The 12,891-nt window shown below is 55.2% G+C and carries 11 protein-coding genes; 3 read left to right on the top strand and 8 right to left on the bottom strand.

Going from position 1 to position 12,891, the window contains the following annotated elements; all coding sequences use genetic code 11:
• From E1297_RS46110 to glyA, 4 genes are all read right to left on the bottom strand, one after another.
• Positions 1 to 1,149: sodium:alanine symporter family protein (locus tag E1297_RS46110; protein ID WP_244328120.1), on the bottom strand; the 1,149-nt coding region annotated here is incomplete at its 3' end.
• A gap of 81 nt (positions 1,150 to 1,230) precedes the next feature.
• The gene (gene lipA, locus E1297_RS46105; protein ID WP_155150493.1) at positions 1,231 to 2,175 is read right to left on the bottom strand and encodes a lipoyl synthase; all 945 of its coding nucleotides are present in this window, start codon (positions 2,173 to 2,175) and stop codon (positions 1,231 to 1,233) included.
• Between the two features lie 16 nt (positions 2,176 to 2,191).
• Positions 2,192 to 3,574, bottom strand: a complete 1,383-nt coding sequence (lpdA, locus tag E1297_RS46100; protein WP_155150490.1) for a dihydrolipoyl dehydrogenase — start codon at positions 3,572 to 3,574, stop codon at positions 2,192 to 2,194.
• Positions 3,575 to 3,584: 10 nt separating this feature from the next.
• The gene (gene glyA / locus E1297_RS46095) at positions 3,585 to 4,838 is read right to left on the bottom strand and encodes a serine hydroxymethyltransferase (RefSeq protein ID WP_155150487.1); all 1,254 of its coding nucleotides are present in this window, start codon (positions 4,836 to 4,838) and stop codon (positions 3,585 to 3,587) included.
• A 149-nt stretch (positions 4,839 to 4,987) separates the two neighbouring features.
• On the opposite strand from glyA, the gene E1297_RS46090 reads away from it, so the two are divergent.
• Together E1297_RS46090 and E1297_RS46085 are read left to right on the top strand one after the other, a co-directional pair.
• On the top strand, positions 4,988 to 5,590 hold the full coding sequence (locus E1297_RS46090; protein WP_155150484.1) for a helix-turn-helix domain-containing protein: 603 nt from the start codon (positions 4,988 to 4,990) through the stop codon (positions 5,588 to 5,590).
• Between the two features lie 299 nt (positions 5,591 to 5,889).
• Entirely contained in the window at positions 5,890 to 7,026 is a 1,137-nt protein-coding gene (locus E1297_RS46085; RefSeq protein WP_155150481.1) for a Hint domain-containing protein, read from the top strand.
• A gap of 231 nt (positions 7,027 to 7,257) precedes the next feature.
• Here E1297_RS46085 and E1297_RS46080 read toward each other — a convergent pair whose 3' ends face one another.
• Positions 7,258 to 7,908: a pyridoxamine 5'-phosphate oxidase family protein gene (locus E1297_RS46080; protein ID WP_155150479.1), complete on the bottom strand. Its 651-nt coding sequence runs from the start codon at positions 7,906 to 7,908 to the stop codon at positions 7,258 to 7,260.
• Between the two features lie 60 nt (positions 7,909 to 7,968).
• On the opposite strand from E1297_RS46080, the gene E1297_RS46075 reads away from it, so the two are divergent.
• Entirely contained in the window at positions 7,969 to 9,399 is a 1,431-nt protein-coding gene (locus tag E1297_RS46075) for a PLP-dependent aminotransferase family protein (protein WP_155150476.1), read from the top strand.
• Positions 9,400 to 9,492: 93 nt separating this feature from the next.
• On the opposite strand, the gene E1297_RS46070 is transcribed toward E1297_RS46075, so the two are convergent.
• The 3 genes from E1297_RS46070 to E1297_RS46060 form a co-directional block, all read right to left on the bottom strand.
• Entirely contained in the window at positions 9,493 to 11,001 is a 1,509-nt protein-coding gene (locus E1297_RS46070; RefSeq protein WP_155150473.1) for a TIGR01777 family oxidoreductase, read from the bottom strand.
• Positions 10,994 to 11,653 (bottom strand): DUF4166 domain-containing protein, encoded by a 660-nt coding sequence (locus E1297_RS46065; protein WP_155150470.1) that lies wholly within the window; start codon positions 11,651 to 11,653, stop codon positions 10,994 to 10,996. Before E1297_RS46065 ends, E1297_RS46070 begins: the two co-directional genes overlap by 8 nt.
• 66 nt (positions 11,654 to 11,719) lie before the next feature.
• The gene (locus tag E1297_RS46060; protein ID WP_155150467.1) at positions 11,720 to 12,271 is read right to left on the bottom strand and encodes a GbsR/MarR family transcriptional regulator; all 552 of its coding nucleotides are present in this window, start codon (positions 12,269 to 12,271) and stop codon (positions 11,720 to 11,722) included.
• Positions 12,272 to 12,891 lie beyond the last annotated feature (620 nt).

Raw genomic sequence — 12,891 nt, 5'->3', positions numbered from 1 at the left:
GGTTGCGCCGAAATAGATCATGACGATCCACAGTACGCGGTACGGCATCAGGGATTTGACACCCAGCAGGAACTCAACACATTTCTCGCCGTAGAACGACCAGCCCAGGATAGTGGTGAAGGCAAAGATCGACAGAGCGATCGCGATCAGATAGCCACCGATACCCGGCAGTGACAGTTCGAACGCTGCCGAGGTCAGCGCTGCACCGGACTCACCCGATGTCCAGGCACCCGACGAGATGATCGCCAGACCAGTGATCGAGCAGACGATGATGGTATCGATGAACGTACCCAGCATCGCGATCAAACCCTGGTTGACCGGACCTTTGGTCTCAGCCGCAGCGTGAGCGATCGGAGCAGAGCCCAGACCGGCTTCGTTCGAGAAGACGCCGCGCGCAACACCAAAGCGGATTGCGGCCCACACAGCTGCACCGGCAAAGCCACCTTCAGCAGCGGACGGAGTAAACGCGTGTGTAAACACCAGCGACAGCGCATTGCCGATTTCGCCGATGTTGATCAGCAGCACCAGCAGACCGGCGATGATGTAAGCAACCGCCATGAACGGAACCAGCTTACCGGCAACCGCACCGATACGGGTGATGCCACCCAGGATGACGGCTGCGGTGAGAACCATAAGCACGACGCCAGTGACCGAAGTGTTCAGGCCAAAGTTTGATTCCAGAACCTGTGCCACACCATTTGCTTGTACACCGTTGCCAATGCCGAAGGCTGCAATTGCGCCAAACAGCGCGAACGCAACGCCCAACCAGGCCCATTTCGCACCCAGACCGTTCTTGATGTAATACATCGGGCCACCGACAAAATTGCCCAGCTCATCCTGCTCGCGATACTTCACGGCACAGACGGCTTCAGCATATTTGGTGGCCATGCCCACCAGGGCGGTCATCCACATCCAGAACAAAGCGCCCGGACCGCCCAGGAAGACAGCAGTGGCCACACCGGCAATGTTACCCGTACCGATGGTCGCCGACAGCGAAGTCATCAGCGCATTGAATGGGCTGATTTGCCCTTCACCCTGACCTTCGCGGCCTTTGAACAGCAGGCTGAAGCCCGTGCCAATGCGCATGATCGGCATGAATTTCAGGCCGACCTGCAAGAAGAAGCCAGCGCCCAGGATAAGCACCAGCATTGGCACCCCCCATACGACGCCATTTATGGCCCCTACGATTGAATTTAACGCTTCCATGGTATCCCTCCCATTTGCGTTAGGTTATGCCCCGTTTGCGAGAGCCCGCTGACGGGCCTGCTTGAGAGCGGCAAAATCTTCGTCCGCATGGAACGACGAACGGGTCAGCGGGGTCGCCGACACGTGCAAGAAGCCCTTGGAACGTGCGACCTGTTCCAGTTGGGCAAACTCCTCCGGTGTCCAGAAACGATCAATCGGGTGATGCTTCGGGGTGGGCTGCAGGTACTGACCCACCGTCAGGAAATCGACATTGGCAGCACGCAGGTCATCCATGACCTGACGCACATCATTCAGGCTTTCGCCCAATCCAACCATCAGGCCGGATTTCGTGAAGATCTCAGGGTTGGCGCGTTTTGCGTCGTCCAGCAAGCGTAGCGAGGTGTAGTATCGCGCACCGGGGCGAACGGTCGGATAGAGATGTGGGACGGTTTCCAGATTGTGATTGAACACATCCGGAGCAGCATCGAAAACTACATCCGCCGCATCGCCTTTACCCAAGAAATCAGGTGTCAGAACCTCAACCGTTGTGCCCGGGCTCTGATGACGTACGGCGCGGATCGTCTGCGCCATATGTTCTGCGCCGCCGTCGGCCAAATCATCGCGATCAACCGAAGTGATCACCACATGGCGCAAACCCAGCTTCTTGACAGCCGCCGCTACACGTCCCGGCTCGAATACATCCAACGCATCTGGCCGACCGGTTGCCACGTTGCAAAAAGAACAGCCCCGAGTGCAGACCTCGCCCATGATCATCATGGTGGCGTGGCGCTTAGACCAGCATTCCCCGATATTCGGACAGGCCGCCTCTTCGCAGACGGTCGCCAGATTGTGGTCGCGCATCAGGCGGCGGGTTTCGTAGTACTCAGGCCCTTCGACCTTTTTCTTTCTGATCCATTTCGGTTTGCGCGGGATGACACTGTCAGCCTTTTTGGCTTTCTCAGGGTGACGTGGACGAAGCTGAATGGTCATCTGTCTATCCCTCAGTTCACGCGTGAATGGCGCGGCCCATGGCATCAAGGCAGGCTTCTTTGACTACCTCACCCATCGCGGGATGCGCGTGGCAGGTTGCGGCAACCTCGGCGACAGTTGCGCCTTTGGTAATGGCAAGGACCAGTTCGGCGATCAGGTCGCCACCATGGGCGCCACAGATATGGGCTCCCAGAATTTTGCCATCAGGGCCTGAAAGCACCTTAACGGCACCGTCTGTTTCTCCGGTCGAGCGCGCTCGGGAATTGGCCATGAAGGCGAATTTACCAACCGAATACTCCGCTCCCGCTTCCTTCAGAGCTTCTTCGGTCAAACCAACCGAAGCGACCTCGGGATCGGTGTAAACCACGCCCGGAACGGTGTTGTAATCGACATGGCCAGCCTCACCTGCCAGCATCTCGACACAGGCGACCCCATCTTCCTCGGCTTTGTGCGCCAGCATTGGGCCGGGCACGCAATCACCGATGGCGTAGATGCCGGGGATTGAGGTTTGGAATGTACCATCAACCTCAATGAAACCACGCGAATTCACAGATACGCCCAGATCTTCCAGCCCAAGTCCGCGTGTAACCGGCCGGCGGCCGACTGCGATGAGAACCTTGTCGGCCTCAATCACTTCTTCCTTGTCCTTGCCAACACGATCCACCGCCAGCGACAAACCCTCATCGGTTTTATCGACCGACTTCAAAGCGCGACCCAGCTGGAACTTCAGTCCACGCTTGGACAACGCGCGCTGCGCCAGTTTGGCAATCTCACCGTCAATACCCGGCAGGACACGGTCCAAATATTCGACAACGGTGACTTTCGCCCCCAGTCGCGCCCAGACCTGACCCAGTTCCAGACCGATAACTCCTGCCCCGATCACGACCAGATGTTCAGGCACATTTTCCAGCGCAATCGCACCGGTCGAGCTTAGGATGTCCTGTTCATCAATCTCGATCCCGTTAAGCGGAGTAGGCTCCGAGCCTGTGGCGATCAGAATGTTCTTGGCTTCGTAAATCTCGTCACCGACCTTGACCTGACCTGCCTTTGGAATGCTGGCCCAACCTTCGATCAGGTCGACACCATTCTTATTGAACAGAAATGCAATTCCCTTGGTCAGATCGCCCACGATCTTGTCCTTGCGCCCCATCATCGCGCCCAGATCGATGCTGGCCCCCTCAACCTCAATACCGTGAGAGGAGAGATGAGAAAGTTCGGCATATTTGGCCGAGGAGGTCAGCAACGCTTTGGAGGGAATACACCCCACATTCAGACATGTACCACCGAGCGCACCGCGCCCTTCAACACAGGCCACTTTCATACCCAGTTGGGCCGCTCGGATCGCAGCGACATAACCGCCGGGACCGCCCCCGATAATGATGAGGTCGTAGGTGCTCATTGGTCTTCTCTCAGTAGATCGGGTGGTTGGAACACAGTGCGTGGACTTTAGTACGGGTCTCTTTTTCAACCGTCTCGTCACCCTCGGGCGACTGTGCCAGAGCATCCAGCACGTCACCGATCAGATGACCGATCTGTTTGAATTCTTCGGGGCCAAACCCGCGGCTGCAGCCTGCCGCTGTTCCCAACCGGATACCGCTGGTGACGGTGGGCTTTTCCGGATCACCGGGGACGCTATTCTTGTTGCACGTAAATCCGGCGCGTTCCAAAGCCGCTTCTGCGGCATTGCCTTTGACGCCAATCGGGCGCAGATCAACCAGCATCAGGTGATTGTCTGTACCGCCGGATACGATGTCGCATCCACGGGACATCATCACATTGGCCAATGCATCGGCACTGTCGATGACCCGCTGCATGTAGTCTTTGAACTCAGGCTGCAGAGCTTCTCCAAATGCAACCGCCTTGCCCGCGATCACATGCATCAGGGGCCCACCCTGAAGACCAGGAAAAACAGCTGAATCGATCTTTTTCGCCAGCGCCTCATCATTGGTCAGGATGATGCCACCGCGCGGTCCACGGAGGGTTTTGTGCGTGGTTGAGGTGACTACATGTGCATGACCGATCGGCGAGGGATGCAATCCTGTTGCGACCAAACCTGCGATATGAGCCATGTCCGCCAGCAACCATGCACCGACTTCGTCCGCAATCTCGCGGAAGCGGGCAAAGTCGATCTTGCGCGAATAGGCCGATGCCCCCGCAATGATCAGCTTGGGCTTTTCAGCGCGCGCAAGCTCGGCGACTTGTTCATAGTCAATCAGACCGGCTTCGGTCAGGCCATACTGGACCGGACGAAACCACTTACCGGATTGCGCTGGCTTCGCACCATGAGTCAGGTGCCCTCCTGCGTCCAGCGACATGCCAAGGATCGTGTCGCCCGGGCTTAGCAGCGCCAGCTTGACCGCGCCATTTGCCTGAGCACCAGAATGCGACTGGACATTGGCGAAACTGCAACCAAACAGCTTCTTAAGCCGATCGATGGCTTCGGCCTCAACCTCATCTACGTATTCGCATCCGCCATAGTAACGGCGACCCGGATAGCCTTCGGCATATTTGTTCGTCAGAACCGAGCCCTGAGCATCAATGACAGCCTGCGAAACAATGTTCTCAGACGCAATCAATTCGATCTGTTCGGCCTGACGCGTGGCTTCCCGCGAGATCGATGCCGCGATGATCGGATCTGCCTCAGTAAGCGACGTTTTGAACATGGTGTCCTCCTCCAATACCGAATCCTCAGTACGAAATTTTGTTTCCTATAGTGGAAATGATTCCCTTAAGGCAACATATTTCTCCTATTTGTGAAGTTGTGTGCGCATGGGGAAATTAGTAAACTACGATAAAGTGGAGGAATTTTCTTATGGGTGAAGGTGGCCGTAGCGAGGTTTCCGGGCAGGAAGAACTGGATGACGGCGCCGCATTGGGCCGTTCGATCCGCGATGCACGACGCGCGAAAGGATGGACGTTGGAGGAAGCGGGGCGCGTAGCAGGTATCGGCCGGTCAACGCTCTCGAAGATCGAGAATAACCAGACACGCCCGAGCTTTGACATCGTGCGACGACTGACGCAGGCGTTGGAAATGAACACTCCGCAGTTGTTTCTGCAGTCTGGCCAGACCGGTATTGCGGGGCGACGCGACTTCACACCCAAAGGACAGGGCGAAGTTCGCGAGACATCAACTTATCTGCATGAACTTTTGTGTTCGGAACTCACAAGCAAGCGAATGCTGCCCTACGTCGCGACTATTACGGCCCGTGATATCTCAGAATTCGAAACCTGGATCCGACACGCCGGTGAAGAATTCATGTATGTACTGAGCGGTGAACTGACCTTTATCTCGGAACACTACCGCCCGCTGCCAATGAAGGCCGGGGATTCCTTGTACTACGATAGCGGTATGGGCCACGGCTGCATCTCGACAAGTGAAGAAGACGCGCAGGTTCTTTGGGTATCGCTAGAGTGACGATCGGCACATCAAACAGCTTGGACTGTCCGTTTGCCAATACTGTCCATAGGGGCCTCCCAATGCCGCCCATCACGTCGACCTGTTAGCTACGGGCGATAAGCAGGATGCTTCTGGAACGACTGCACGCCAGGCATTGGTAGATGCGTAAATCAAAGCGTAACTAAGGTGCTACCATCGAAAATTTGCTGACAGAATGTACTTTCCCACTACCGCGAAATCAGCCAATGTCCTGCTCGGCCAAACCCCGTATGTGGTTGTTGTGCTAGTGGAAATTTTGGGGATTGTTCGAGAACGAAATGGTAAACTTCAGCATCGCAAACGGGAATTCCACGACGTTCGTCGACACCACCCCCGATGGTGGATTGGTTATCGATTTTGCCACCCTCGACAACAGCTTTAGCATTCAGGTCAACGGCGTAGACCTGTTTGTTGGCGGACCTCCCGGAGCACCGAACGAACTTCAGTTTCAGACGCCAGGCACCGCAGGTCAGACGGTCCGGTTTGCTGACGGTGACAGGTATGAGGTCAATACACCTGCCGTCTGGCAGCTTGGGAATACAAACGGCAATCCCGTCGTCCGCCTCGAGATAAATCCCGACGGGACCATCGCACTGTATGGCGTGAAAGCGAACAATGGGCCGCTCGTGCCTCTCGAGCTATTCAATGGGCTGACGGTAAACACTGCTGCAATCGCAGCGGCCTGGAACGACAGCGGTTCAAATACCATTGTTTTGGACCAGTCAGTGACCGGTCCGACAAACGCTGCCGGCGAGTTTGTAGACGTGCTTTGTTTTGCATCGGGGACACTGATCGAGACATTGCGCGGCCCGGTGCGGGTTGAGGACATGAAAGTTTCGGATGAGGTTCTGACCTATGATCATGGCTACAAGCCGATCAGATGGGTTGGGTCCCGTCACCTGAGTGGTGCTGAACTTGACGCTCAGCCGCGACTTAAGCCGATTATGATCCGTGCCAACGCTTTGGGGGTGGGATATCCCAAACAAGACCTGATCGTCTCGCCGCAACATCGCGTTCTGGTGTCTTCAACCGTCGCCATGCGCATGTTCGATCGCAAAGATGTCCTGATCCCGGCAAACAAGCTTCTCTCGCTTGAGGGCGTAGACGTGGTGGAACACACGCCGGACGGCGTCACGTATTTCCACTTTCTGTTTGATACACATGAAATCGTCTGGTCCAACGGCACGCCAACGGAAAGCCTCTTTACCGGTCCCGAAGCTCTTAAATCGGTCTCGGCAAAGGCCCAGCAGGAGATCAAAGATCTGTTTCCAGACTGCTGTGACCCACAATTCGAGGCCCTTTCCGCGCGTTACATACCCAAAAAGGGCAAGCTCATGCGAAAGCTAGTTGAGCGGCATCAGGCCAACCAAAAACCTCTTTTCAGCGGATCAGCGGCTGCGAGTTCCACTGCTTAATTTCGGTTTTTCCCGCCTACAACCTAATACCTCCTCGAAAGCTCTGCTTCGTGAGCTGCTCATTTTATGCGGTCATCCAGATACAAGTTGCTTTGGAAGCAACGATTTGACCGCAAGCGTCATGCGTCGCGCGTGAAACGGCATACCGCTTTGACTTCAACCACCGCATTATCTGGCACATCCGCGTTCTCGAGCCCAAATACCTAACGCTCGTGAAGCTTCCGAACATATTCAGAGTTTGAAGTTCTGCACATGCTCGGGCACCGCCACCTCAGGCAAATTTCGATCATCGGGAATTGGTGTCCCTACTTCTGTTCGAACAGGGATGACACCCGCCCATATCGGCAATGCGTAGTCTGGTTCCTCGTCGCTTGGACCACCTGTGCGGATCTTGGCGCTACCTTCGCTGATTTGCATCCCAAGAACCGTGGTCGCCTTGAGATCCTGAGCATGGTCAGGGCGCAGGTCTTCGTAACGACCCGGGAACAGGCCATCGACAAAGCGCGCTAGCTTACGCAGTTTTTCTTCCGGATCCTCGACCTTTACAGCAGTTCCGAACAAGGTGACCGACCGCGAGTTCACTGAATGATGCATGCCGGATCGCGCCAAAACAAAGCCATCCAGAATAGCGACGCTGAGACAAACATCCGTATCCCGCGAATGGCGTAGCGCGCGACTGGCGGAAGATCCATGCCAATAGACATGATTGCCCTCACGCCATTGAAGCGTCGGTGTCACGACAGGTTTACCATCAATCACGTATCCAACTGTGCACATGGGTTGCGCATCAAGAATGGTGTTGATGGTTTCTCGGTCGAAATGCCCGCGCTGATGCGACCGGCGCAGACGTGACCGTTCGGTGATGGTGAGCATATCTGTCATATCGATAATCCACTGTAAGTCTTGCGACTCCCGGTTTGCAGCTATATTGGCAATCTGTGAATGGCCAATTCTGTGAAAAAATATCAGTCCAATTTAGACAGCGAACTCTTTGCGCTTTCGCTTGACCCGGATGAGAAAACAGCTCTGCAAATGCAATTGCTTGAGGGATTGCGCAGTATCATCGTGTCTTCCCCGAAGTACGCAGGGGCACGGCTGCCCGCCAGCCGTATGCTTTCGGCAGAATTGTCAGTCTCGCGAACAACAGTTCAAACGGCTTACGATCAACTGATCAGCGAGGGATATCTGATCACGCGCCAGGGAAGCGGCACTTTTATTGCTGAGAATGTGAGCCACCTTGCTCCACCACGCCCCCGGGCCAAGATCAGCCGATACAAAGTTGACAGCTGGTTGCCATTTCAGACTGGCTTACCCGACACCTCGTTGATGCCACATGCCCTATGGGCAAGACACCTTGATCGTGCCTGGCGCAGACCAGATCCAGAGTTGCTGGCGCGCGCCGATCCCCTTGGCTGGTATCCCTTACGCGCGGCAATTTCTGATCACCTGGCCACATGGCGTAATCTGAACTGCGCTCCAGAGCAAATCATCATCACCTCTGGCGCGTGGGAGTCTCTTGAACTGATCTGCCGAACCCTGATCGGCGAGGGAAATACCGTGACCGTCGAAGATCCCTGTTGGCACAAGACCCGTGACGTGCTGAGCTTAACGGGGCTGAAAGAGCATTCTGCTCGCATAGATCACGACGGGCTCAATCCGGCCAAAATCTCGCACAATTCTGCAGCAGTGATCGTCACACCTTCTAGGCATTACCCAACAGGCAGAAGTCTTCCGATGCCACGCCGCATCTCATTATTGGATTGGGCCGACCGGGTCGGAGGATTGATCATTGAAGACGACTATGACAGCGAATTTCGTTACCAGGGATATCCATTGCCATCCCTATCCGGTCTCGATGGACTGCAACACACTCTGTATCTAGGTAGTTTTTCAAAGCTCATCAGTACCGCTTTACGGATCGGATACATGGTTGCCCCGAAACGCCTTGTGGACAAAGCGCGCGCCTATCTTGAGCAGGTTGGACCTCGCGCTTCGCTTATTCCGCAACCTGCGTTGGCCGCGTTTATGCTGAGCGGCGACTTTGCTATCCATCTGCGGCGAATGCGCCGTATCTATGCACAGCGCCAATCCCACTTGATTTCGGAACTCAGGGCAGTCGATGATCTGCTCGAAATTCATCCGGATGTCGCCGGCATGCATTTGTGCTTACCGCTGAAGCCCGGTTTAGCCGCCAGAACCACCGATCAGGACATCAGCCGCTTGGCTCGCCAGCAGGGACTATCGGTGGGTGCGCTGTCCGCTCATTGCGTCTTACCCACAAAGCAACAGGCGCTGTTGCTGGGATACGCGGCATTCGACAATGAGGTTCTGACCAAAGCGGCCAGCAAGTTATGTCACGTTTTGCGCGGTTAGCTCAGCCGCTCGAAAGCCGAAGTTCATCGGCAAAAAACTGTTTTCAAGAGCCGCCGGGTTCTGTTTCAATCAACGGCGGCTCCGGGCAACTCGTCAGTCGGTCACTGATCGGCCATTACTTGGTGCTTTTTGCCTCCGCCTTTCAGACTGATCGTGTTTCCGACCGGTCATAGCAAACAACGCAGGCGTTAGTCGCGGATGCACAAAGGAGAAACCATGCTGCTGCAGTCGCATGGGCACCACGCGCTGTCCGCTCAACATGGTCTCGCGCCCCATTTCACCAAGCCCACACGAGATAAGCCATCCAGGGAACCTCAGCAGGGCTGGCCGTTGTAGAACCCGGGAAAGCGACTGTGTGAAATCAACGTTCCGGACTGGTTCCGGCGCCGTCGCATTGATGACGCCATCAATATCCTGTCGCGCAAGCGAAAACGCGATCACACGGATCATGTCATCAAGCGCAATCCAGGGCATCCACTGCTGACCGGTTCCAAAAACACCACCGCCGCAGAACTCGAATGGTGTCAGAAGTCGAGCCAGCATTCCGCCATCGACACCAAGAACCAACCCGATGCGCAAAACAACTACACGCACCCCGCTCTGCGCGATCTTGTCGGCTGCTTGTTCCCAAGCCTGACACACATCGTGCACGAAGGCCGGTTCGGCTCCGGATGTTTCAGTCAGCGTTTCATCACCCCGCAATCCATACCACCCGATTGCAGAACCGTTGATCAGGCATTCGGGTTTTTGCCGAAGACGCTGAATCAGCATGCGCAACGCTTCTGTGGCAGCAACCCGGGATTCAACTATGCGAGCGCGCTTTTTGGCGGTCCAAAACCAGTTTGCAACAGGCTCTCCGGCAAGGTTGACGATCGCATCAAACCGTTCCGTGTCGTGGATCTGGTCGAGGCTGGTTATTATTCGCACAGGGTGGGATAGCGTGGCAGCCGTTTCGATATTTCGCGTAAACACAGTCACATAATGCCCACCAGCAACAAGTGCCTGTACCAATCGCCGTCCGATAAAACCCGTCCCACCGGTGATCAACACACGCTGCCCGGGGGGCATATCCGTCACCAAACCAGCCGGATCGCCGCGATCCAAATGATCACAGCGCAGAGCAGCAACAAGATCACGAGCGCTGAACAAGCCAACACCAACTGCCGAGAGAGTCGCCATGACGCTCCACCATCCATAGCTGACTGGGACAAGTGCTGTGGGCAGGAAAGCCCAGGACCAAAGATAAGGGGCTGCCAATGCCAGAATAGCACCGTAGTTCAGCGCCAGAAGCGTATGATTGATGCGTTCGCTACCGGGCAGTCTGCGCGTCAGATCTTCTTCGACAAAATCCCAAAGTGTGATGAAAACTTCCAATACCAGGATCGCCGATAGCACGATGGTGAAGACCCCGTGCGGCTCAAACCAACCGAAACACAGGAATATGACAGCGTAAAACAGGTTGCGAATGCCATGTAGGCGAAGTTCGGTTTTTTGCGAAGCACGCCAGGCAAGGCGTTCCGTTCCTTCGTGATGAAAGAGCGTGTCGAAAGCACCCATAAATACCTGAATTGAAATGAGTGTCCAAAGGATTGGGTTATCCATAACGTCCCTCCTGTATGTCGTGAAAGACCGCATCCTGCTGAATCAAATTGCCAAGAAAGCGGCTCTGCAATTTCAGGGAAAAAAGAAAGCGCGATTGCCCCAGATCGATATGCGCGATGGTCAGCGCTCCTGGTTGCAGCCAAGCCGGCAACCTGAGTTTTCTGCGGCCCAACTGCAGAAAAAAGTGATCACTTTTGAAATAGATGCCCGCACGATCGGCACTTACACGCAGAGCCATTCCGATCCCTGCACCGATATACTCCTCAATGCCGGTAGGGCCCGCGAAGCGCTTTGAACTGCGGATAACCTGCGGAAAGCCTGCAGCCCGACCATACTGGCGCACCCAGAATTGACCTTTACCCAGGCAATCCTCGGTTACGGTTACTACCGCGGGTTGGTTCAGGCAGGACGTATCGTAAGGCAATGGCCCCCCGAGCAGCCGGGTAATTTGGGCTATCAGGCGACCCACCATGTTCATGTGCATGGCAGCTACTTTGCCCTGATAAACAACACTTGCCCCATTTCGCAGGCGATAGCCAAACCGCTTTCGAACCTCGTCGGGAAGCGCGCGCCAAGCGCTCTTGCCAACAAGATCTCTGAACCGGTTGTCCCTAAGAATTTGATGGTGAGGCGAAAAGTTAATCTGCTTCATTCTGCTTCCTACTGTTTAGTCAGTTATTTCTGCAAAAAGAGAAATATCGTTCCAAAAAATTTTAGATTACTTGCTGTTGATCTTGAGCAGCGACAAAACCTTGTCCCCCATTTTCATCAGCAAAGAGAGTTTTGACTTGGGTACATTGAGCATCTGCTCCGACCAGCGATCGGCCGTGTTCAGGAAATCCTGCATCTCCTGCATCCGACTGAAAACGGCCGGATGCAAATCCGGTTCCGTGGCGGCCTGAGCGACACAAACGTTAATTGCACGCATCGCCGGATCAATCTCGCGCTCTTTTCGTCCCTTTGCGATTAGCAGGGCCATTTCCCAAACATCGGTTTCTGCGGCGAAGTGCTCTCTGCGATCACCGGGAACCGGAATTCGGTGGATCAACCGCCAGCCAACGAGTTCTTTCAGCGAATTCGAAACATTTGACCGAGCAATTCCCAATTTCTCGGAAATCTGCTCAGCATTGAGCGGAGTTTCACTGAGAAACAACAGCGCGTGGATCTGGGCCACAGATCTGTTGACTCCCCATTGGCTGCCCATATCACCCCAATACAGAATGAACTTGGACTTGGAGGATGAGTCAGAGATATCATTTATTTCTGTCATGACAGAAATAAATGATATCTCCTAGAGAATGTCAAGCCGGTGCCACGAGTCGCAATGCCAATCGACATAACGGCATTTTTTCTAAGGGCTTCCGATAACATCCACGCTCGCGGTATCGGGTCCAGCTACTGTTAAGACAATGGGTCGATGTGCGGGAGGAACCGCAGTTCCAAGCTACCGCCGTTTCGGGACAGCACTCCCACCCTTGGCCGCTTTTACAGCAGCTCGAGCGCGGTTTTTCTTGCTATTGGGTTTCCCTTTGGGGGGAGGAAGACCTTTAGCGCCGCTTTTGCGAGATTTGGAATGCGCGTCTTTGCCCGCCTTGACCTCAGCCTTTGGCTGACCCTTAGGGCTCGCCGCCGCTGGCTTTCGTTTTTTCAACGGCGCTTGCGTGATCTTTTCCGGATCTTTCACCCGGGGCTTTTGATCTTCTGATTTGCGGGGTTTGCGATCCTCGGATTTCGGCTTGCTGCGCCGAGGTTCCGGCGCGGCGTCCCGTTCCGTTGGGTGGGAATCCATTTTGCGCCGACGCGGTTTGCCGGTGGGCGCGCGATCAAATTTCGGACGCTTGAACGCTGGAATATCTGGCGCGGCGTCCAGACGAACGATGTCTTTTGACC

Source organism: Roseibium sp. RKSG952, assembly GCF_009711355.1.
The sequence above is the reverse complement of the archived record's forward strand: the minus strand, read 5'-3'. Positions and strand labels throughout refer to the sequence as shown.